The following is a 23382-nucleotide window of genomic DNA, read 5'->3' as shown; positions in this document are numbered from 1 at the left end:
TTCACCAGAATCCGTGGCGCTCCTTCACGCGGCTGAGGAGCTTAGCCAGACACACCGCATCTCGACTGCCAACCCGCGACCGATTCCGGCCTGGTCCCAGGTTGGCGCGGTCGCTCAATGGCTGCATGATGCGCGTCTGGCATGCACGACCGCTGCTCCCGAAGCGAGCAAGGCTGCCGAATGGCTGCTGGACAACGACTATCAGGTGCACCGTGCGCTGCGGCAGATAGAACAGGATCTCCCCGCAAGCTTCTACGAGCGGTTGCCTGCTTTGGCTGACGATGGGGGCGCAGCCTCGCCACGTGTGTTTGTCCTCGCGCATCACCTGCTGCGTCTCACACGAATGCAGATCTCCTCGGGGACTCTGGTCCGATTTCTGCAGAGTTATCAGCGACAATCACCGCTGTCGATCGCCGAACTGTGGGCTTTTCCCACGATGCTTCGTATCGCCTGCGTCGAGATTCTCGTTTCCACGCTCACGCAAATATTTTGCGATTGCCTGACCATGCCATTTCGCCCGTCACACTGGGCGACCGAACCGCATGCGCTCGAGGCGACGGAGCAGGTCGGGCGCGCGATCGCCAATCTTGGGCTCATCGAAGCGATTTCCTGGGAGGATTTCTTCGATCAGGTCAGCTGTGTCGAAGAGATTCTCCGAACCGATCCGTCAGGCTTCTATGAGCGAATGGATTTTCAGAGCCGCGACCGGTATCGGCGCGTCGTCGAGGAACTTGCGCGCTATGCTGCGAAGGGTGAAGCCGAGGTTGCGCGGGGCGCAGTCGATGCGGCGAAGTCGGCGCAAGCCGAGCTGCCGCAACGTCACGTCGGCTATTGGCTTGTCGGGGACGGGCGCGCTGTGTTCCGGCGTCAACTTGGCGCGCGTCTCCCCTTGGCTAAGCGCTGGCGAAATGCAGCGCTTCAAAATCCCGGCCTGTTTTACTTCTCGGCGCTCGTCGTTTTCTGGGCTGGCGCCCTGTTTCTGCCCGCGTCTTACCTGTGGTGGATCGATTCCAGACTTCCTGGCTGGCTCGGCGGTCTCTCCCTGACGCTCATTCCGGCGTCGGTGCTGGCAATCACCCTGCTTCACTGGGCGATCACGCGGATTTTCCCGCCGCGCGTGCTCAACAAGCTCGATTGCAGCGAGGGGTTGCCGGGAGATTGTCCGACCTTGATCGTAATTCCGACGATTGTTGCGCGTGCGTCCGAGGTGCCAGTCTTCATTGAACAGATGGAGACTCATTGGCTCTCTAATCTTGATCCGATGCTGCAAATTGTTCTGCTGGCCGATCTCGCTGACGCTGATACGGAGCACACCCCCCTCGATGACGACATCGAACAGACGCTCAGCGAGGGGGTTCGCGCGCTCAACGCGCGATACGCGGGCACTGGCGGCGGTCCGTTCCACCTGCTGCTGCGACCCAGGCGCTATAATCCGGCCGAGGGCTGCTGGCTCGCCTGGGAGCGGAAGCGCGGGAAGCTCGAACAGTTCAACCGCATGCTGGTGGACGGCGACTCTTCGGCTTTTTCCCTTCATGTTGGCGATCGTCCCGTTCCCACGGGCGTACGGTTCGTCGTTACCGTCGATGGTGACACGATCCTGCCGGCCGGATCGGTGTCCAAGCTGGTCGGCGCGCTTGCGCACCCGCTCAACCGGGCGCAGATAGACCCCGCAACCGGTGCGATCACCAGCGGCTATTCGATCATCCAGCCGCGGGTGGAAATATCGCCGCAGAGTGGCTCGCGAACGCTGTTTGCGCGTCTGTTCACGGGTGATACGTCGATCGATATCTACAGCCGCGCGGTCTCGGACGTCTATCAGGATCTGTTCGGGGCCGGAATCTTTGTCGGGAAAGGTATTTACGATGTAGAGGCCTTTCACCGTAGCGTTGACGCTCGCGTTCCCGAGAATGCCATTCTCAGCCATGATCTGTTTGAGGGTGCGCACGGCCGGGTTGCGCTTGCGACCGATATCGTTCTCTACGAAGGGTTCCCGCGCAGCTATCTTGAATATGCGCGCCGGCTGCACCGTTGGATTCGCGGAGACTGGCAGCTCTTGCCATGGCTTGCTCCCAAGGTTCCAACGGCTGAGGGGACAAAGGTCGCAAACCGCCTCTCGGGCATTGATCGCTGGAAGATCGCCGACAATCTTCGCCGTAGCCTTGTGGCACCAGCCACACTTCTTCTGGCCGTCGCGGGGTGGCTGGTGCTTCCGGGGCAAGCCTGGTTCTGGACATTGCTTGTCTTCTTCACACCGGCCGGACAGCTATTCGCCGATCTGGTCAGCGGGCTCGCGCGCGGACAGCGGCGCGGGTCGGCGCACGGGCTGCTCCCGCAACTTCGTGACCAGGCGGGGCGCTGGCTTCTGGCCATCGTCTATCTGCCTCACGAAGCTCTCTTGTCGCTACGGGCAATCGGGCTCACGCTCTGGCGGCTGCTTGTCACCCGTCGCAAACTGCTCGAATGGACGACTGCAGCCCATGAGGCGGCGCGCCTGCGCGCGCACCGCACCCGGGCGCGAATTTGGCGCCAGATGTGGCTCGGCCCGACGGTCAGCGTTGGACTTGCCATGGGATTGGTGGTGATGCGGCCGGACACACTCCTGTCGGCACTCCCGCTCCTCATCATCTGGATAGTCGCACCCGAAATCACCTGGTTCATTGGACAGCAGCGCCAGGAGGAGCGCGAGCCGATTTCACCTGGCGACACAATCTTTCTTCGGATGCTCGCGCGCAGGACCTGGTTTTATTTCGAGACTTTTGCCGGTCCCGAGGACAATTGGCTGCCGCCTGACAATTATCAAGGCGCTCCTCACGAGGAGCTAGCCCATCGCACATCTCCGACCAATATCGGGATGCTGCTTCTTTCGACTGCAACGGCCTGGGATCTCGGTTACCTGGGACGAACAGAACTGGCTGCCAGGACCGCGAACCTGTTTGGATCGCTCGCCCGCATGGAGCGCTATCGCGGTCATTTCTATAACTGGTATGATACCAGAACGTTGGCGCCGCTGGAGCCACGCTACGTCTCGACCGTCGACAGCGGAAATCTCGCAGTTTGCCTAGTTGCCTATGCGGAGGCGCTGCATAATGCGTGCGAGGGAAACCGCCTCGAAGCCCAACGCTGGGACGGCCTCGTCGATGTGCTCGACCTGCTCGACGAAACGGCCGCGGGATGGAACGGCGAGGCTTTGCGGCAATGGACAAGTGACATCCGCGCCCGCATCATGTCACTGAAACAGGCGCCGGAAAGCTGGACCAACGGGCTTCGCGAACTTTGCGAGACTCGCATTCCGCAACTCGAGCACGCCCTGGCCAAAGTGATCGAGGCTGCGTCTTCACCGCCAATGGATGTGTTGCGCGACATGCACGGATTTCTCGACAGGCTTCGCTATCAGTCACGCTCTATGTGGAACGATGCTGAAACAAGCGCGCCCCCTGCCAATGACCTGATTCATCTCGCAGACCAGGCGCGCGAATTGGCCTATGCCATGGAATTCAAGCCTCTTTTTGACGAAGATCGGCGCCTCTTCCGGATCGGATATAATGCGAGTTCCGGCCGAGCCGATCTACATTATTACGATCTCCTTGCATCGGAAGCCCGTCTTGCCAGCTTTTTCGCGATCGCCAAGGGTGATGTGCCCGTTGAACACTGGTTTCATCTTGGTCGTGCCCTGACGCGGGCAGACGGCGGACTTCTGCTGATCTCCTGGAACGGCTCGATGTTCGAATATCTGATGCCGCGCATGTTGCTCAGTTCGAGAACACACACGCTGCTCGGCGAGAGTGAACGGCGTGCCGTTGAAATCCAGCGGCGCTATGGGGAGAGCCACCGACTTCCTTGGGGCATTTCCGAGTCCGCATATTCCGCGCGAGATCCCGAGCATCACTATCGGTACCAGGCCTTCGGAGTGCCCGCACTTGGTCTGAAGCGGGGACTTGGTCGCGATATGGTAATTGCTCCTTATGCGTCGGCTCTTGGGTTGCCCGTCGCGCCAACTCAAGCTGTGGCCAATCTGAAAGAGCTCGTCCGGCTTGGCGCCAGCGGCCGCTACGGTCTTTTCGAAGCGCTCGATTTCACGTCCGATCGAGTGTCGCAGGGCAAATTCACCGCTGTCCATGCCTACATGGCACACCACCAGGGAATGATTCTGAGTTCCATTGGCAATGTGTTGCTCGACGATATTCTTGTGCACCGCTTCACTGCGGATCCGAGAATGCGGACGGTCTCGCTGCTGCTCAGCGAGCGCGTTCCGCACGAAATTCCTGCAGAGATGGAGCGGCTCGAGGAACGCGACCGCCCCCTTGGACGAGGGGCGCCGCTGCGGATTCCCGCAGCCTGGACGTCACCGCCGGCCACTGCCTTTCCGCAGGTCCACCTGCTGGGGAATGGTCCCCTGTCGAGCTGGATCTCGGAAGCCGGCGGCGGGGGCCTGCGCTGGCACCACAACGCGCTCACGCGTTTCGTCGCCGATGGCACGCGGGATGCCAACGGCTATTGGATCTATCTGGCCGACGATGAGAGCGGGGCCTTGTGGTCGGCGGCGCGACAGCCCACGGGCGCGCTGCCCGAGGAGTACCGCGTCACCTTTCATCCCCATATGGCGGAATTTCACCGACGCGATCACGGGATTGCGCTAAACCTCGAGGTGGCGGTCATCGCGGGCGACGACATCGAGGTTCGGCGCCTCACGCTTGTCAATGAAAGTCCCCAAGCGCGAGGATTGCGTGTGACGAGCTACGGCGAAGTCGTCCTCGGTGCGCCAATGGATGACGAGCGGCACCCCGCCTTCAGCAAGCTATTCGTTGGCAGCGAATATCTCGCCCACTTGGGCGGTTTGTTGTTCCGCCGGCGCGCCCGTGCGCCACATGAGACACCGCCCCTGCTTCTGCACTTCGCGGTCGATGCTCAAGGTCCGGTCCAGCCGTTGGGCTATGAATCCGACCGCAATCGGTTTATTGGCCGAAACGGAGATATGCGCTTCCCGCCGGGCGCGCGGATGGCTCTTTCGAACAGTTCGGGTTGGACTTTGGACCCGATCATGGCGCTGCAGCTCGGGGTTAAACTACAGCCCTATGAGACGCGCGAACTCTGCTTCCTGACTGTGGCAGCCGCAACCAGAGAGGGCGCGGTTGACCTGGCGGAACGCTATTCGACCCTGGCAGCGGTCAACTGGGCATTGCACGACGCCCTTGGAGCGAACGCGCGCGCCCTTGAGCGTGTCCAGATTGAGTCCGCCAGCCTGCCGGCGCTACAGGCGCTCGCGTCGCTCCTTGTCTATCCGCATGGAGCGCTGCGCGGTGATGCCGCCACGCTCAACGCCAACCGCTTTGGGCAATCACACCTGTGGGGAATGGCTCTGTCCGGCGACCTCCCGATCTTGTTATTGCGAACCACAGGGACCGGCGGCTTGCTGGCGCAACAACTGATCGGCGGCCATCAGCTATGGCGACGCCATGGGCTTCAGGTCGATCTTGTGATCCTTCAGACTGGTGGGTCGGCTTATGTCGAGCCGATCCGGGACGACGTTGTTGCTCTGCTCCGGCAGATCGGTGCAACGGAAATGCTTGGCCGCAAAGGCGGCATTCACCTTCTCTTTCGTGACCAGATCGGACCGGACCAAGTGAAACTGCTGGAGAGCGCTGCCTGCGTTATCCTTGATGAGGAGAGGGGGGCACTGGAGGACCAGCTGTTTCCGGCGTTTGAGGCGCCCCCATCGCTGCCGCGCTTTTCGGCAGCGCTTCCGTTCGATCGGACTGCCGTTGATGTGCTGGAACGCCCTAAGGATCTTCGCTTCGACAATGGGTTCGGCGGTTTCACGCCGGATGGACGAGAATATGTCATCCACCTCGATCCTGGTGAAGCCACGCCCGCACCTTGGTGCAATGTCCTCGCCAACGATGAGTTCGGCACACTGGTCAGCGAAGCCGGCGGGGGCTTCAGTTGGGCTATCAACAGCGGCGAGAACCGCCTGACGCCCTGGACAAACGATCCCGTGTCGGACCCGCCTGTCGAGACCCTCTATCTGCGTGATGAAGAAACCGCCTCGGTCTGGACCGTGACGCCTGCGCCCGCAGGGCATTCGTCGGCTTGTCAGGTGCGGCATGGAGCCGGCTACACGCGATGGACGCAGAAGTCGCACGGGCTGGACCAGGAAATGCTGGTGTTCGTTCCCTTGGATGCTCCGGTGAAAATCGTCCGGTTGCGGCTCTGCAACCTTGAGAACCGGCACCGGCGTCTGACCTCGACCTACTATGCCGAATGGCTGCTGGGAGCGCTCCCAAGCATCGCACGGCCCCATATCGCATGTGATTATGATCCAGCCGCGCAGGTGCTTCTGGCCATGAATCGCTGGAATGAGGATTTCGCGGAACGGGTTGCGTTTCTCACCTCAAGCCGGCCTCCCCATGGGTACACAAGCGATCGTCGCGAATTTCTCGGGCCGGAGGGCGACCCATCTGACCCGGACGCACTGCGACGCTGGGGCTTGAGCGGCAAGCTCGTGGCGGGAGGCGATCCGTGTGGCGCCTATCAGGTTCATCTGGAGCTCGCTCCTGGCGCGAGCGAGGAAGTCATCTTCGTCCTGGGGCAAGGAGCAGATCACGCCTCGGCAAGAGAACTGGCACGGCGCTGGAGCTCGTCCCATGCGGCCGAGCAGGCGCTGCAAACGCTTGAGCGTCACTGGAACGGCATCCTGGGTGCTGTCGAAGTGTCCACGCCCGACCCAGCCTTCGATCTCATGGTCAATCGCTGGCTTATTTATCAGAGCCTGTCGTCGCGTGTGCTCGCCCGAACCGGTTTCTATCAGTCCAGCGGTGCAATCGGCTTTCGCGATCAGCTGCAGGACGTGCTGGCGCTGCTCCACATCGAGCCAGAACGAACCCGCGCGCATATTCTCCAATGCGCCGGGCATCAGTTCACGCAGGGCGACGTCCTCCATTGGTGGCACCCGCCCTCGGATCGAGGGGTGCGGACACGTTGTTCTGACGACCTCATTTGGCTGCCCTATGCGGTCGGCACCTATGTGCAGGCGACGGGCGATCTCACCATCCTCGATGAAGAGATTCCCTTCCTGGATGCGCCGCCGCTCAAACCTGAGGAGGAAAACCGCTACGCCCGCTTTGATGCAGCGGGCACCCTGCGGCCGCTGATTGATCATTGCGAACGGGCCCTGGAGCATGGGCTGACCGCAGGTTCCAACGGGTTGCCGCTCATGGGCGCCGGCGATTGGAATGACGGAATGGACCGATTGGGTCGCGAGGGCCGTGGCGAGAGCATCTGGCTCGCTTGGTTCGGCTCGGTCACTGCGGACCTGTTTGCCGATGTCAGCAGGCGCGCCGGACGAGGAATGAGCGCATTGCGTTGGGCCGAGCGGGCGCGGGAACTGCGAGAACGTGCCGAAGAAGCTGGATGGGACGGCGCATGGTATCGGCGCGCCTATGATGACGAAGGACATCCGCTCGGTTCGGCGACCAATGACGAGTGCCGGATTGATTCCATTTCTCAGTCCTGGGCGGCCTTTGCGGGTGCTGAACCAGAGCGCGTGCGGCAGGCATTGGACGCTGCGTGGCGGGAACTGGTGAGTTCGGAACACAAGCTGGCGCGCCTCCTCTGGCCGGCTTTCGACAAGGGCGCGCGCGATCCGGGTTATATCAAGGCCTATCCGCCGGGCATTCGCGAAAACGGAGGGCAATATTCGCATGCCGCCGCCTGGCTTGGCATGGCGTTTGCCGAACAAGGGGAGTCCGACAAGGCGTTCGCCATCTTCGATATGATCAATCCCGTTCGACGCTCCGACGAGAAGGCAAAGGCGGAACGCTATGCGCTCGAGCCCTATGTCGTCGCGGGCGATATCTCTGCCGCCGATCCCCATAGCGGGCGCGGCGGCTGGAGCTGGTATACCGGGGCGGCAGGATGGGCGTGGCGTCTAGCTGTCGAGGGCATTCTGGGCTTGAGACTTGTCGATGGCCACCTGACGATTGCACCGTCCATTCCTCCCTCGTGGGGCGGCTTCCGAGCCGTTTTGCGCGGTCCCGCCGGTACGATTTCGGTGCATGTCGACGATCCCGATCATCTGGGGCGTGGAAACGTGGAACTCACCGTTAATGGCGTGCGCCGGGGGACAGACGGTATCCCATTCCCGACAGATGGCGCTGAGATCGAAGTCAGGGCGCGACTGGCGACTTGAGAATACCGCGCCGGCCGATCCTGTGACCGCGCCTTTGTCGTGCAGCGCGGAGCAGCTGTAATCTGTTGGAGTCACCAACGAAAAGTCCTGGCGACAGAGAAGGCAGGAGGCTTCACCGGATCGCAGGAGACAAATGGAGACCACAAATGGAAGCAGCCAGTGAACAGCGCCCGCCGCTCACGATCTCGGCCTCGCCGAGGTGCTATTGCGGCGTTGTTTCGATCGAAGTCAAAGCGGGGCAAACATGAGTATTGCCGCGCAACTGCTGCTCGGCGCACTGGTGGTGGCGGTGACGATGATCGCGCAGGCGGGCTTTGTTGCCGCGGCCTTCGCCGCATCAGACCGCCTCGCGCCCCCGCGCCTTCGGAGTAGCCGGCTCGCAAGCATGCTGATGCTCGCGGCCGCAACGATCTGGATGCTGGCCGCACTGACCTTCGCGGCATGGTTGTGGGCCGGTCTGTTCCTGTGGCTCGGCGCTTTCGGCTCGCTTGAGCCGGCGCTCTATTTCGCCACCGTGTCACTCACGACATTGGGTTTTGGAGACGTCGTTCTTGCTGAGGATGTCCGGCTCCTGTCTGCGGTTGTCGCCGCCAACGGCCTGATCATGTTCGGCCTCAGTACGGCGTTCCTGATCGAATTTGTCAGCGATGTGCGCGAGGAGGAGGAAGAGCGGATCATTGAAAAGGATCCGTAGGGGGAGGAGGGTCCGAATTTCGGAACGCCCTCACAGAACAGAATAATTTTCGCGCCACCAACATGTTTCCTCACACTGTAGAGCCGACAGCCGCCACGGGACAAAATGCGGAGGCTCTCGAGGCGAAGCCGTCACAGGCGCCCGGATCGGGCAATCGCGCGCGAGAGGCGCAGCGTATACCATAGCGCGAGGAAATAGCCGACCAGAGCTAGCAGGGGCATGCCCAGGATGCGCGGGCCGATGCTATGCTGCATGAGCAGCGACGAGGCAATGTATAGTCCGAGGGTTACGAGAGCCAGCGCAAGCCGGTTGCCCGTGCGTTCCAGACCGGCTTCGGTGCGCTCGATCTGCGGCAGATGAATCTGAAGCGCGGGATGAAACCCCTCCCGCCGGACCTCGGAAAGCCACGCCGCAGCGGCGCCTGGCAGGTCATAAACCGCAAGGCCAGCCTCAAATCTCAGTCGCGAAAGCGCTGCATGTGACGGACCCTCGGCCAGGGCCATGATTGCAGCGTTGCCCCTTTCAATGAGGGTATCGAGAACGTTCATCGCCGGGTCGAGCGTATGCAATGCATGCTCGACAAGAAACAGGGCTCGCATGAGGACAATCAGATAATGGGGCAACAGTACAGACTCCTTGTTACCCAGCCGCGAAATACGAAGGAACAGGTCCGCCATCGACCATTGCCGCATCGGAAGCGACGCGTATTCAGTCAGGAGCTCCTCTAAGCCGTGGACGATTGCCTGCCGTTCACCGGAGATCCGTAGCAGTCCGAGTTCGACTGCCGCATCAAGCATCCAGTCGGCATCCTGATGAACAAAGGCTTGAACGAACAGCGCCAGCCGCCGCCGCGTCGCATGGTCGAGCTGGCCGGTCAGTCCGAAATCATGAAAGCAGATTGTTCCAGCGTCCATGAAGAAGAGGTTCCCGGGATGGGGATCGCCATGGAAGAAACCCAATACGAAGATCTGGTGCAGATAGATTTCTACGAGGTTGGCGGCGTAGCGAGGCCCAGAGTCGGCCAAGGCTGCATCGGAGAGCAGGCGGCCTGAGGAGAATTCCTGGACAAGCACGGTTTCGGAGATGAGGTCATCGATAACTTCGGGGACGTGGACCGTATCCCAATCCGCAAATGCATCGGCGAAACGGCGAACGGCTCGTGCTTCGAGCCGGAAGTCGGTCTCGCGGCGCAGATTTGTCCAGATCTCATGCGCCAGGCGCACTGGCTCGAAGCGCGCGATTCTGGAGGACATGGCGCACAGCAGGCGCAGCAGCCCTATCAGCGCGCGCATGTCACGATCGATCTGCGACCTGATCCGCGGGCGTCGCACCTTGATGATCGCTTCGCGGCCGTCCGGCATTTGGGCACGGTGCACCTGCGCGATCGATGCGGCGGCGAGCGGGGTCTCGTCAAATGAACTGAACAGGTCGTGGATTGGCTTGCCGAGGCCAGTCTCGATCTCATGCCTGGCGGCAGCCTGCGGGAATGGCCTGGCGTCCGCCTGAAGCTTGCTCAGCGCTGCAATGTACCGGTCGGGCAAAAGGTCGCGGCGCAGGCTGAGCCCCTGGCCGACCTTGATAAAGGTCGGGCCCAGGCGCTCAAGGGTCGCGCGCAGCCGATCAGGCAGCGTAGAACGGTTGTCCGTGCCGCCTCGGAGTCGTTCGTAAACTGCAACGATCAGGAGACCGAACACCGCTCCACCGATGCGCAAGAACCTCGCAGCTAGCATCATCGGTGCCCGCCTCTTCGTTCGCCACCATGGCCGCCTAAACGCGTCCTTCCAAATCGGTGCGCACAAATCCATGCTTTGCTCGGGGAAAAGGTCGCGTCCAGGTCAGATGCTCATAGACACTCGCCCAGTAGAGACCGAATGCGCCGCCGAACAACAATTCCTCGAGCGGTATTCCGCCAGGCACCAGCCCCGAAAGTGCCGGCAAATTCCAGACATGTTCGATGTAGCCGGGCGCGCCGAACCGAAGGGCAATCATGAAGATTGCGTAGAGGGCGAGGAAAAGCAGACCGCCATAGATCGTCTTGGCGCCAAGATCCGGGCGGCACAGAACTGCGGCTCCAGCCCCGGCCGCCATGGCGATCACGGCCGGGTAGATTGGATTCCACCCCAGCGTGAGCAGCGGCAGGAAGACCACAACCGGCACCGCCAGCGCGAAGCGATGGAACCGGTGCGGGCCATGCGGCGAAACCGGGCGTGTGACCCGCCGTGCCGCCAGATTATAGAGCACCGCGCCGATCCCGCCGATGCTGAATGAAAAGATGATGCTCTCCAGATCAAAGCCGGTCCTTTGTGCGAGATCGAAGAGGCTCGGTGGAGACCAATAGGCCGGCACGAACAGCGGCTCGCTCAAACCGAAGGGCGCGGTACCGAGCGCAGCCCGCAGCATCAGCGTCCTGTGCTCACGAAATGAGCCGTAGATGACGATAAATGCCAGGAGAAAGGCCAGTGCCCAAAATAGCCAGATGTAGTGATAGCCGATCACGCGCGTTGCCGGAATTGCAACGGTGCGTCTACCGGTTCGCTGCGATCGTAATCGGTGATGTAGTCGCGGGTCAGGGGGACCGCGTCCCGGCGATGGGCCAGTTGCAGCTGGAACACCATCAGCGGCCCGTGGCGGAACAGCATTTCGCAGGCCGCAAGGTAAAATTCCCACATGCGGCAGAAACGTTCGTCATAGAGTTCAGCCGCCTCGGCGCGCCGTGCCTGGAACCGTTCGTGCCAGTGCCTCAGCGTATCGGCATAATGCACCCGCAGGATCTCGATGTCGGTGATCCACAAGCCCGACTTTTCGACGGCTGCCACCACCTCCGACAATGCCGGGATATACCCGCCGGGGAAGATATATTTGCTGATCCAGGGATCGGCGCCTCCGGGCGGCTCCATGCGCCCGATCGAGTGGATGAGCGCAACGCCATCGGGTTTGAGTGTGCGTGCCACCGATTTGAAGAAGGTGGAATAATCCGGCGGTCCGACATGTTCGAACATTCCGACCGAGACGACCCGGTCGTAAAGACCCATCTCCTCACGATAATCCCGGAGTTCGAACCGGACCTGGCGGGAGAGGCCCGCCGCCTCGGCGCGCGCGCGTGCAGCCGCGAGCTGTTCGGTCGAGAGCGTGACGCCCGTTACATTCGCCTTCGCCGCCTGCGCAAGCTCAAGCGCGAGCCCGCCCCAGCCCGAACCGATATCGAGCACCTCGCATCCGGGCTCGAGCAGCAGCTTTGCGGCCAGATGCCGTTTCTTGGCCGCCTGTGCTTCCTCGAGCGTCTCGTCCCCGGTGGGGAAATAGGCGCAGGAATATTGGCGATCGGAATCGAGAAACAGATCATAGAGCGCGCCCGAGAGATCATAGTGATGCGCGACGTTGGCGCGCGCGCGGCGGTGATGGTTGCGCGGGCCTCGGTTGCGGCCGGTCCTCGCCCGCAGGCGCTGGATCGGATGGCGATCGAACGCCTCCAGCCCGTCGATCGCCAGCTGGAGAAGGTCGTGAAGCGAGCCACGCTCCAGCGTCAGCGCGCCCTCCATATAGGCCTCTCCGAACGCGAGCGAGGGATTGAGCGCGAGGCGCAGAGGCAGCTTCGGGTCGCGCAGGCGCACGGCCACTTGGGGGCCGGGACGATGGCCGAGGAATTCATGCGATCGTCCACGATGATCGATGACGGTCAACTGCCCCGTTCGGATCATGGAGTGAAGCAACCGCGAAAGTAACGGAAAGGAACGCGCTGTTCCCGGTGACGAAACGAAGTTCTGCATCAGTGATCATCCTTCCCAGCCAAGACGAGGCCTAGTCACAGACGGCGGACGAGAGGATTCCTTACACATTCGCCGCGGCAGATCGTCAGGGGGCTTCGCGCAGCTGGCGCAATCGCTGGGCATCGCTGCACTGGCAATCCAGGAACCCGTGGATGACACAGATGTGGCACATCTGTTCGAGCCGCTGTTTGAGCGCCTGGCGCGCGCGATGCAGCCGGACCGTGACATTGTTGAGCGTGATCCCGAGACTAACGGCAACCCTGTCCCGGGGCTCGCCGAGCAAATCGACACGCCAGATGACCGCGGCATATTCCGCCTTGAGTGTCGGCAGCAGCTTGTAGAGGCATTGACAGACCGCGTCGTCGATCTCCTCGTCGGGTTCGATCAGCGTTTCGGCCATATTGGCGAGCACAACGGGATCCACGCCATGCTCGCGCCGCCGCCGTGTTGCCGCCGCGCGCTGATGGTCGACGATCGTTGTCGCAAGCACCCGTCCGAGCCAGCCGCGAACCGTGCGGACATCGCGCAGATCGCCCGAGCGTTCGAGCGCTTTCAGGATGAAACGCTGCAACACTTCCTCAGCCTCGTCATGACTGTGGAGACGACGGCGCAGGAACTTGAGGAGATCGCGGCGGCTTTCCACCAGTGCCCTTCTGACCGCCGCGACCATTTCGGACGGCTCTGCTGCTTTGTGTCGTGCGTCTTTTGCGGGGTCATCAACCATCAAGAACCTCCATTTGTTAGACGGCGGAGCGCGCCAAACATTACGCACAAATGCGAGAAGCTGTTCGCTGTAATGTTAGGCGCGAGCCATCGTCCTAACCAACGCAGGCCGGTATTTTACCGGCGGCGGGCGAGCGGCCTCGGGATCCGCTCGCCACACGGCAAGATCCCCGATGCAAAGAGGCCTTCGATGAAGTTTCTACCCGCCATCCTCACGGCCATGGCCGTTACCCTCGTCCCGGTGGGCGCCTACGCCCAATCCACACAGAGCCATACGCCAGGTATCGGCCACAGCGTCTTCATGCGCGGGACCGTTGTGCGCGCGGCGGGCAACGACCTTGTCGTCTGCATCGGTAGCGCCGATGGTGCCGAGCCCGGTCAGGAGCTGACAGTCTATCGCGTATCCGAGCATCCGCATGGGCCCAAAGGGCCACCGAGCTATCGGCGGACCGAGGTCGGTACTGTGCGGATACAGCAGATCATCGACGAGCATTTTGCAAATGCCACTGTGACGTCGGGAACGGTCGAGCGCCACGATATCGTCGAATTGCGGCGGCCCTGACACCGCCTCGGAAGGTTGCGAAGCCGGCTTGGAGAGCAGGGTCGCGATCGCGCGAATCTGACAAAGGTTGATATTGGCAAGGAGACAATCATGAACGCGGAGCCCGTCTATATTCTCGGTTTTGACGACCCGGCGGCCGGCGATGTCGCCACGGTCGGGGGCAAGAATGCGTCTCTTTCGAATATGGTGCGGACCATGCGCAGCGCCGGTCTTGCTGTCCCCGACGGGTTCGCCACGACAGCGCACGCTTTTCGCGACTACATTGATGCCAACGGCATCGAATCGTCTTTGCGTGCGCAGATTGCTGCCTTCCAGTCGGGAAGGTCGCCACTGCATGAAACAGGCGAGACGATTCGTCGCCTGTTCCTTGAAGGCGAGTTTCCGACAGCGATGGCCGAGGCGATTCGCGCGGCCTATCAGGGTCTCTCACGCGCCGCAGGCGTCCATGAGCTGGGCGTGGCTGTGCGCAGCAGCGCGACGGCCGAAGACCTGCCGGATGCCAGCTTCGCCGGCCAGCAGGAGACATTCCTCAATGTTCGCGGCGAACGCGAACTCCTCGATGCCTGCCGCCGCTGCTTTGCATCGCTGTTTACCGATCGCGCGATCAGCTACCGTGAGGCGAAGAACTTCGATCATTTGAAGGTCGCTTTGTCGATCGGCGTGCAGCGCATGGTCCGTTCCGACCTCGCCGGATCCGGTGTAATGTTCTCGATCGACACGGAGACGGGCTTTCCGAGAACGGTCGTGGTCAGCGCCGCCTGGGGGCTGGGCGAGACCGTCGTTCAGGGAAGCGTGAATCCCGACAAATATCTGGTCTTCAAACCGCTGCTCGATGAGCTGCGGGTGCGCCCGATCATCGAGCGCACATTGGGCGAAAAGGAACGCAAGCTTGTCTATGCACGGGGCGGCAGCGCGCGCACCGTGCTTCGCGATACGACAAGGCGGGAGCGCGAGTCCTTTGTACTCGACGATGAAGAAGTGCTCCAGCTGGCGCGTTGGGCCATGCTCATCGAAGACCATTACGGCCGGCCAATGGACATGGAATGGGCCAAGGACGGCGAGACGGACGAATTGTTCATTGTCCAGGCGCGTCCCGAGACGGTGCAGTCCAGCCGCCAGACCGCCAGGTTGAGAACCTATCGCCTGAAGGAGAAGGGCAAGACGTTGCTCACCGGCTCGGCGATCGGTGAGGCGATCGCGACCGGTGCGGTATGCATCATTCGCAGCCCTGCCGATATCGACCGTTTCAGGGACGGTGCGATCCTCGTGACCGAGATGACCGATCCCGACTGGGTGCCGGTCATGAAGCGCGCTGCGGGCATTGTCACCGATCATGGCGGTACGACGAGCCACGCGGCGATCGTCAGCCGCGAACTCGGTGTGCCGGCGATCGTTGGCACCGGTAACGGCACCGATGTGCTGAGCGAAGGTCAGGCGATAACCTTGTCCTGCGCAGAAGGCGATCGTGGCCACGTTTACGAGGGCGCGCTCGCCTTCGATGCCGAAGATATTGATCTTGCCGCGATACCCGATACCCGCACCGCGATCATGGTGAACCTTGCAAGTCCGGCGGCCGCATTGCGCTGGTGGCGTCTGCCGGCAAAGGGCGTCGGGCTAGCCCGTATGGAGTTCATCGTCAGCAATGCGATCAAGGCGCATCCGATGGCCTTGCTGCACCCCGAGCGCGTCACCGACGCTTCCGAGCTGCGCCAGATTCGCGCGCTGACCTCGGGGTTTGCCAATCCGGCCGAATTCTTCATCGAGACGCTCGCACTTGGCATCGCCAAGATCGCCGCGGTTTACCACCCATATCCCGTGATCGTGCGGTTGAGCGACTTCAAGACGAATGAGTATGCCCATCTCCTGGGCGGAGCCGCCTTCGAGCCGAACGAAGAAAATCCGATGCTCGGGTTCCGGGGCGCCTCGCGCTATTATGATGAACGCTATCGCGAAGGCTTTGCGCTTGAATGTCGCGCGCTGAAACGTGTTCGCGAGGACATCGGCTTTCGCAATGTCATCGTCATGGTGCCTTTCTGCCGGACACCTGCAGAGGCGGATCGTGTGCTGGAAGTGATGGCGGAAAATGGGCTCGCTCGGGGCGGCGCCGACCTCGAAGTCTACATGATGTGCGAGATCCCGTCGAACGTCATCCTTGCCGAGCAGTTCGCGACGCGTTTCGACGGGTTTTCGATCGGCAGCAACGATCTGACCCAGTTGACGCTTGGCGTCGACCGCGACTCGGGCGATCTTGCACCGTTGTTCGATGAACGAAGTGAAGCAGTCACCCGCTTGATCGACGAGGCCATCGTCAAGGCCCATGATGCCGGAATCAAGGTCGGCATCTGCGGACAGGCTCCCAGCAACTATCCCGAGTTCGCGGCTTTTCTCGTGCAGGAGGGTATCGATTCAATCTCGCTCAATCCGGACAGCTTCGTGGCGACGATCCGCCATGTCGCCGAGGTCGAGCGAGCACTCGCGTCCGGAAGCCGAACCGACACTGCGACCCGCAGCACTGAAACCGCGCAATAGAATGAGGCCATGACCCTCTGCGGGCGAACTCACCCTGCGCTGCCCAACGGCTTGGCGTTCTGGATCGTGCAGCAGTGTCGGATCGCTTTCTGCACGAATCCCACAGACCTCGGCGCCCTGGGGAGCAAGCGTCCACCACGCGGACGATGAAGGTATATCGACGTGAATCGCACACGAGCTCGACCGCGCAGGATTCCCGGCAAGCAATACAGCCGGTGGAGCGACGGTGCGAACCATGCTGTGGAGGCGTTGCGGTCCCGGATTTTCGATTTCGCGTGGGCGCTATGGACAGCGCTGTTCGCGCCGGTGATTCCGCTCTTGTGGCTTGCCGGCTCGCCGCCACGGCTTGTCCGCAAGCTCACGCGGATCTGGGCGCGGGGCGTGCTTGTCGAACTCGCCTGGATCGTCGGGCTCAACTATGTCGAACAAGGGCGCGGCCACATTCCGCATGAACCCTGCCTCATCATCTGCAACCATCAGTCGACCTGGGAGACGCTGGCGGCGCTCGTGCTGTTTCCCGATGTCGCGATTATCGCGAAACGAGAGCTGCTGCGAATCCCGGTGCTGGGTTGGTTCCTGCGCCGGTCGCCGATGATTATCATAGACCGTTCCGACGGTGCGGCGGCGCTTCGGACAATGATAGAGGAGGGCGCTGCCGCGCTCGCCGACGGGCGATCGGTGCTGATCTTTCCGGAAGGAACGCGCAGATGTCCGAGTGAACCGATCCAATTCAAGCGCGGCGTCGATCTGCTCTACAAGAGGTTGGGCGCGCCGGCTTTGCCTGTCGTCGTCGATTCGGGGAAGTTCTGGGGTGTCGCTTCTCGTCGCAAACGGCGGGGCACGATTACGGTGACCTATCTTTCCCTCATCCCGGCCGGGTTGAGCCTGGCCGATTTCGCTCGCCACGGCGAGCAGCAGATGCAGGCGGTGCATGCGGCTGCATCGCTGGTCGAATAGGGTCGATGCATGTTATTCTCTCTTCGCTGGGAGCGGTCCGCCGATTTAGAGAAGCGGACTGAGCAAACGGGCGACATTCTCGACAGTCTTCGCGAGCAACGGACGCTGACTCCATTGCTCCGGTGCCAGGCGCTCGCCTCTCGCGATATTGAGTGCCTGTTCCGCCTGAAGGCCCGCAGTCGCGGTCCTATCGTAGATGATCAAGCTGGCTTCACCGTTCAACAGGAAGGAACGTATATCGATGTTGCTTGAACCGATAACGGCGATTTCGTCGTCGATGGTGAGGTGCTTGGCATGGAGAAAGCCATCATGGAATAGGTGAATGGCGACTCCGGCCCGCAGCAGTTCGTCATAATAGGAACGCTGCGCAAGACCGACCAAGGGGTGATCGGCAACACGCGATAATATAAGTTTTACCTCGACGCCGCGCAGGACTGCTGTTTGCAGCGCCTTCAACAAGGCCTCGTCGGGAATGAAATAGGGTGTGGTGATCGTGATGCGGTGACGAGCGCCATGGACGAGCGCGACGATCAGCCGTTCTGCACCGGATATGGGGTAATCGGGACCGCTGGGTAACAGTTGGGCAACGGCTCCGGCGCGTGGATGGTGATGGGGGAAGAGCGCTGGACTGTCCAGTACGCGCCCTGTCTCGAGGAACCAGTCGGCGACAAACACCGCCTGGAATTCGAGTACAACCGGCCCGCTGGTTCGCGCTACAAGTTCCCTGTTGACGAGACCCGGAGAGAACTCCGCCGCTATCAGATTCTGAGAGCCGATGTAGCCGCAGCGCCCGTCGATGATGACGATCTTGCGGTGATTGCGCAGGTCGACCCGCGTTGAGCGCCGCTGGAAGAAGGTGACGGGAAGTGCGCGTTCAATCTCGACGCCGCCCGATGCGAGGCGCCGTCTCAGGCGGCGCGCCCAGGGACGCGAGCCCAGAGCGTCGATCAATACCCGGCATGCGACGCCGCGTTCAGCCGCCCGCAGCAGCGCATCGACTACTCGCCCGCCGGTGAGATCGTCGGCAAACATATACATCAGGATGTGAACATGGTCGGCGGCGTTCTCGATGTCGGCGACCAGTCGGTCGACCATGCCGTCATAGTCCGATAGAAATTCAACGCTATTGCTGCCGAGCGTCGGGAACTGGCCAAGCCGTTCGATCAGAAGCGCGGCTGGCAAGAAGCGTTCCGGTAGGTCTGGCCGACAGCAATGTTGCGAATGTTTGATTTCGCGCGAGGCTCTGGCGAGGAGATCTTGGGCAGCCTCGAACCGCCGCTTCCGCCACCGTGGATAGGTGGGGCGTCCGATTATCAGATAGAGAACGAGCGCCGGGATCGGCAGGAAGAAGACGAGAAGCAGCCAGCCGCGCGCGGCTTCGGGCGAGCGCCGGAACGGCACGACCACCAGCATTATAATCCGAATTGCCCATTCGACCGCAATGTAGCCAAGGCCGAGAGGGTCGATAGCACCGAGATTTGTCACGGTTAGTTCCCTTTCATCGGGGTCCATGCCAAACGGCTCTGGTCACATCTCCCTCCGTCGATGTTACGCAATTCGTCAATCTGGAGCGAGATTTTCGCCGACAGCGGCGCCCTGCGGGAAAGCTCGACGGATACGCGACATCGTCAGAGCGTTGCAATTGGTTGCTCGGCGACGGAACGCCAGCTGCGTTGACGATAACGCCATAGGTAAGGAGAGCGTCGAGTGGCCTCCCTTGGTTCGGCGTTACCGCTGGCGCGACCACGAGACTCTCCTTCGTGCTGACGGCGCTTCGGTATATTGCCAGTCGAACCGCGAGAGGCCGGTCTCCGTGCTTGGCCGCGATAATGGCGCCTTCCCGGCCAAGCATGACGGCCACGGCGCAAACCGCGTCGCCGGCACTCGGGCTGAGAGGCACAGCGGCAATCGGCTTCACAAGCGCATTCTCAGGTGTCCTTGCCACGTTATCCGGCAGACTTCTCCGCCACGGGCCCATCGGTTTCGTGGGCGGCCGTATCGGTGCCTGGCTCGCGAGCTTTCCACCAGATCATCGCCAATAGATACAGGGACATCAGCGCGCCGCCAAAGCAGAAGACCGAAATATAAGCAAAACGGAAAAAAAGATTGGTCACCAAAAATACGAATGCGACCAGAAGTCCAAATATCCGGACCTCGGGCCGCGAAGCGAGAAGCAGAGGCAAAATGACCGCGGTGAAATAGATGACGACGGTAAGCTCGCGGGCGACAAGAAAATCGAACAGCATGATTCCGCCATAGGAAATCGCATGCGGAAGAAATGTCACGGACATCCAGTCTTCGTGCACAAGATAAGGCAGGTATTGTCCGCCGCCGAGGACCGCGCCCAAGACCGCAAAGCCGAGATAAAGCGGTTTGCGGCGGCCCGGTTCGAGAAAGAAGATTGCCGAGGGCACCCAGACCGGCCAGGCCAGCCAGGAGAAGAACATGTATGCAAGCGTGAAACGTTGGACCGCCGCTGGATCGCTTGCAGAGCCGGACGTCCAGACCAGGCCCTCGAACAACTGCTGGATGCCGAACAGGAAGGGCAGGGCGCAGATTCCGAGATAACGGCGATCTGTCCGGAATGCGATATAGCTGCTCGCGAGCCCGGCTGGCAGGAGCACGGTAGCGGCTGCAAAGCTGGCTTCGGCTGAAAAGCACATGTCAGTCCTGCTTCGCTGGCGGCGGGAAGGCCAAACTGGAGCAAGCCCTTGCGGCGGGGATCGCCATTGCCGGGAGAAGATGGCCGACCGCGTTCGTGGCGAGACCATTGTGAGGTGGCCACGACGCATGGCTTCGGTCTTGCCGGGCTACAACGCTCCCGCTGGTCGGAACCAGCCGGCGAACGTGCGCGCTGCCCCGACAGAGCCAGGTCAATCGGATCGTCCTCATCACGGCGCGATAAGACCCTGTTCCAGCGCAGCATTGTCATAGAGGAAGACGGCGTTCGGATCCGGCAGGCCATGATCGGCGTGTGACGCTTCGCCGAGACGGCTCAGCAAATCGCTGATCAGCGAAAGTCGCGTGTGATGTTTGTCGTCGGCTCGAACCACGATCCACGGTGCGGCGATGCTGTGCGTGCGCGCAAGCATTTCGTTGCGAGCCGTGCTGTAAGCGTCCCAGCGCTTTGTGGCTTGATCGTCAACCGGGCTGATCTTCCACTGCTTGAGGGGATCCTTCCGTCTTGCCGCAAGGCGCTTTTTCTGCTCCGACTTCGAGATATCGAGATAATATTTGACCAATGTGATGCCGCAATGGGCAAGAAGCTGCTCGAACATCGGCACGGTCGCCATGAATTCCTCATACTCGGCGTCTGTACAATATCCCATTACCCGCTCGACGCCAGCGCGGTTATACCAGCTGCGGTTGAACAGAACGATCTCTCCTGCGGCCGGGAGATGACTCGTCCAGCGCTGGAAATACCAGGATCTGCGATCATGGTCCGAAGGTGGACCCAGCGCGACCACGCGCGTTTCGCGTGGGCTGAGATGCTTGACGATTCGTTTGATCGTCCCGTCTTTGCCTGCCGCATCCCTTCCTTCGAAAATGATCAGCAATTTGCGGCCATCGGCGATGATCTGCCGCTGCAGGGCGCTGAGCCCGACCTGGAGCGCACGAAGCTGCTCGGCATGAGAGTGCTTCTCCTTTTCATTCGTGCTCATCTGCACCTCTTCACTTTCAGGCTCTGCGCGGACTTCTTCGGTCCGTCCTTCGCGATAACAAGTCGACCCATAACAATCGTCCCCGCCAAGGGCACTCGTGCTCTCAGGATGGCGGGTTGGAATGATGGGTGGACGAGAACTTCGACCATCGCGGGATAAAGCCGGGAACCCGTTTCATGTACGCGCGGTATTCTTCGCCGAAAGTCGCGAGCGCTTCGCGCTCTTCGTTTCGCGCCAAGCGGACATACATGAAGGTGAGGACCGGGAACATCGCGAGGGTCAGCACGGTCGGCCATTGGAACAGGAACCCGAGCATGATGAGAATGAACCCGTCATATTGCGGATGCCGCACATAGGAATAAATGCCTTCTGTCGCGAGGAGATTGTTCTTTTGCGCGCGGTAGAGGCGGGCCCACCCGCTCGAAATGAGCCAGAAGCCGCCTCCGATCAGAACGAAGCTAGCTATATGAAACGGCCCGAAATGGGGGTTGGCCTGCCACCCGAACAGTTCTTCGAGGAGGTGTCCGGCGTCATGCGAGAACCAGTTCACCTCCGGATAGCGGCTCTGGAGCCACCCCGAGAGCAGATAGATGGTCAGCGGGAAGCCATACATTTCCGCGAACAGAGCAACGAGAAAGGCGCTGAAGGCGCTGAACGAGCGCCAGTCACGCTTTGTTTGCGGCTTGAAGAAGCTGAATGCGAAAAAGATGAAGATCGCGGCATTCACGAATGCCAGACCCCAGAGCCCATATGCGGGTGCTTCGCTGTGCATGGTCTGGTCTCCGGATCAGTGGCGGTGGGAGCCGGAACCGGCTGGCGGGTCATTTGCCGTGTCGGTGCCGGGCCGGCTCCTTCCATGATCGAGGTGGTCGTGTCCGCCATGCCCGCCATGCATGAACATATGCAACAGCGGACAGGCCAGCAGTAGTAGCGCCCACGGAAGAATTCCGAGCATATGCGCCCGGTGTTCGGCCAGAAGGAAGAATGCCGCGATTCCGGCAAAGGCGACAAAGGCGAGCGCGATGCGCCAGGTCGAACCGTTGGTCCTCGCGCCCATTGACCGATCATGTCTCTCGTAGTCCATATCTTGCACCCCATTCAGGCCATCAGTTGATGATCCGCTTCAACCAAAAAGACGCATGATTCACGTCCCCATTACAGTAGTCGTCGGTATGCGGTTCAGATTTCGAGCGCACTAGCAATTGTGGGGCCACCGCCATCGATCGGACCGGCTTCATTCCTGGCCCGGGTTGTCGGGAACGCTTGTCAAACATTAGGATTATCATTCGAATTCCAAGATTCGCACCATCTCGCCCCTTTCCTATTGTAGTCTCTCCTCGTTCGGCCGGCCACAGGGGTCACTTGGCTTGGGCCTGTGACTGGCACGCTGCACGAGAAGGATGCCGCCGAGGATCAGAATGGCGCCTCCGGCCTGTGTCCATGTCAGCCGTTCGCCGAACAGAGCCGTGCCGATCGCCAGGCCGATGATCGGCACCAGGAAGGTGAAGGCATTTGCCTGGGTGAGGCCAACCTGTTCCAGGGCTGTGAACCACAGCCAAAATGCGGCGGACGTGCCCAAAATGGCCAGGGTGAATAATATGGCGGCAAACTGTGCTGTCCAGGAAATCGAAGTCCAATCTTCGCTCGCTGATGATAGGAGCGCCAGAGGAATTGCCCCGATCGCCAGTTGGAAGCCCATTGCCATGACCGCGTCGGTTTGACCCGTGAGACGCTTGATGCCGATATTGCCTAGCGCAACCCCTGTCGCCGCGAGGCCGACATAGGCGATGCCAAAACGGTAATTGGGCATATTGTTTGAAGCGACTGCAGGCCAGGCGATAGCGACAACGCCAAGCAGGCCCAGGACAAGTCCCGCCTTGCCCCAAGAGCTAAGCCGTTCCTGCAAGATGCTGTGGGCGAGAAGCGCGGTCAAAAGCGGCTGCGTATTCGCGATGACAGTAGCAATACCGGGTGAAACATATTCGGCGGCATGGAACATTCCCAGGAACCCAAGGGAAGTTGCACCTAGACCCGAAGCAACGATCAAGATCCAGATACGAATATCGTGGGGGAGGGGCCGGCCCAGGAAAATGCCCAGCAGAATGAGGCTCAGTCCCGCGATTGCAGCGCGCATGGCCGCAAAGGCAACATGAGGCGCCAGGTCAAGACCAATGGTGATGAGCGGGAAGCACCCCGCCCAGAGCAGCATCACGGCAAGGAGTCTGGTGATCGAACCGGCAGTCAAATTTCGTCTGCCCAGGGCGCTTCACGCTCCGGCGAACTCCAGCGTAAAATCATGCGAT

The 23382-nt window shown here is 61.2% G+C and carries 15 protein-coding genes; 5 read left to right on the top strand and 10 right to left on the bottom strand.

Annotated elements, in window-relative coordinates; translation table 11 throughout:
* Window positions 1-13 precede the first annotated feature (13 nt).
* A complete protein-coding gene (locus IEX64_RS06600) occupies window positions 14-8185 on the top strand; it encodes a GH36-type glycosyl hydrolase domain-containing protein (RefSeq protein ID WP_229710115.1) in 8172 nt (2723 codons plus the stop codon).
* A gap of 244 nt (window positions 8186-8429) precedes the next feature.
* Window positions 8430-8879: a potassium channel family protein gene (locus tag IEX64_RS06595; RefSeq protein ID WP_188818866.1), complete on the top strand. Its 450-nt coding sequence runs from the start codon at window positions 8430-8432 to the stop codon at window positions 8877-8879.
* Window positions 8880-9010: 131 nt separating this feature from the next.
* On the opposite strand, the gene IEX64_RS06590 is transcribed toward IEX64_RS06595, so the two are convergent.
* The 4 genes from IEX64_RS06590 to IEX64_RS06575 all read right to left on the bottom strand — a co-directional run bounded on the left by IEX64_RS06590 (window position 9011) and on the right by IEX64_RS06575 (window position 13316).
* Complete coding sequence (locus IEX64_RS06590) at window positions 9011-10612, bottom strand: ABC1 kinase family protein (RefSeq protein ID WP_188818865.1); 1602 nt, start codon at window positions 10610-10612, stop codon at window positions 9011-9013.
* Window positions 10613-10646: 34 nt separating this feature from the next.
* Window positions 10647-11375, bottom strand: coding sequence for a lycopene cyclase domain-containing protein (locus tag IEX64_RS06585; protein WP_188818864.1), 729 nt, complete (start codon window positions 11373-11375; stop codon window positions 10647-10649).
* Window positions 11372-12577 (bottom strand): SAM-dependent methyltransferase, encoded by a 1206-nt coding sequence (locus IEX64_RS06580; RefSeq protein WP_188818863.1) that lies wholly within the window; start codon window positions 12575-12577, stop codon window positions 11372-11374. Before IEX64_RS06580 ends, IEX64_RS06585 begins: the two co-directional genes overlap by 4 nt.
* A gap of 154 nt (window positions 12578-12731) precedes the next feature.
* Entirely contained in the window at window positions 12732-13316 is a 585-nt protein-coding gene (locus IEX64_RS06575; protein ID WP_229710114.1) for an RNA polymerase sigma factor, read from the bottom strand.
* 243 nt (window positions 13317-13559) lie between these two features.
* On the opposite strand from IEX64_RS06575, the gene IEX64_RS06570 reads away from it, so the two are divergent.
* The 3 genes from IEX64_RS06570 to IEX64_RS06560 all read left to right on the top strand — a co-directional run bounded on the left by IEX64_RS06570 (window position 13560) and on the right by IEX64_RS06560 (window position 17417).
* Complete coding sequence (locus IEX64_RS06570) at window positions 13560-13931, top strand: hypothetical protein (RefSeq protein ID WP_229710113.1); 372 nt, start codon at window positions 13560-13562, stop codon at window positions 13929-13931.
* Window positions 13932-14021: 90 nt separating this feature from the next.
* Entirely contained in the window at window positions 14022-16460 is a 2439-nt protein-coding gene (ppsA, locus tag IEX64_RS06565; RefSeq protein WP_188818862.1) for a phosphoenolpyruvate synthase, read from the top strand.
* Window positions 16461-16841: 381 nt separating this feature from the next.
* Window positions 16842-17417, top strand: coding sequence for a lysophospholipid acyltransferase family protein (locus IEX64_RS06560; protein WP_229710112.1), 576 nt, complete (start codon window positions 16842-16844; stop codon window positions 17415-17417).
* Between the two features lie 45 nt (window positions 17418-17462).
* On the opposite strand, the gene cls is transcribed toward IEX64_RS06560, so the two are convergent.
* From cls to IEX64_RS06530, 6 genes are all read right to left on the bottom strand, one after another.
* Window positions 17463-18929, bottom strand: coding sequence for a cardiolipin synthase (gene cls / locus IEX64_RS06555; protein WP_013833449.1), 1467 nt, complete (start codon window positions 18927-18929; stop codon window positions 17463-17465).
* A 434-nt stretch (window positions 18930-19363) separates the two neighbouring features.
* On the bottom strand, window positions 19364-20080 hold the full coding sequence (locus IEX64_RS06550) for a DUF6629 family protein (protein WP_188818861.1): 717 nt from the start codon (window positions 20078-20080) through the stop codon (window positions 19364-19366).
* Between the two features lie 228 nt (window positions 20081-20308).
* Entirely contained in the window at window positions 20309-21079 is a 771-nt protein-coding gene (ppk2, locus tag IEX64_RS06545; protein WP_188818967.1) for a polyphosphate kinase 2, read from the bottom strand.
* Window positions 21080-21182: 103 nt separating this feature from the next.
* Entirely contained in the window at window positions 21183-21851 is a 669-nt protein-coding gene (locus tag IEX64_RS06540; RefSeq protein ID WP_098105929.1) for a methyltransferase family protein, read from the bottom strand.
* 15 nt (window positions 21852-21866) lie between these two features.
* Entirely contained in the window at window positions 21867-22136 is a 270-nt protein-coding gene (locus tag IEX64_RS06535) for a DUF2933 domain-containing protein (RefSeq protein ID WP_206049389.1), read from the bottom strand.
* 264 nt (window positions 22137-22400) lie between these two features.
* Entirely contained in the window at window positions 22401-23324 is a 924-nt protein-coding gene (locus IEX64_RS06530; protein WP_229710111.1) for a DMT family transporter, read from the bottom strand.
* Window positions 23325-23382 lie beyond the last annotated feature (58 nt).

This window comes from Novosphingobium indicum (assembly GCF_014645195.1).
Lineage (GTDB): Bacteria > Pseudomonadota > Alphaproteobacteria > Sphingomonadales > Sphingomonadaceae > Novosphingobium > Novosphingobium indicum.
This window is presented reverse-complemented; position numbering and strand designations above follow the sequence as displayed.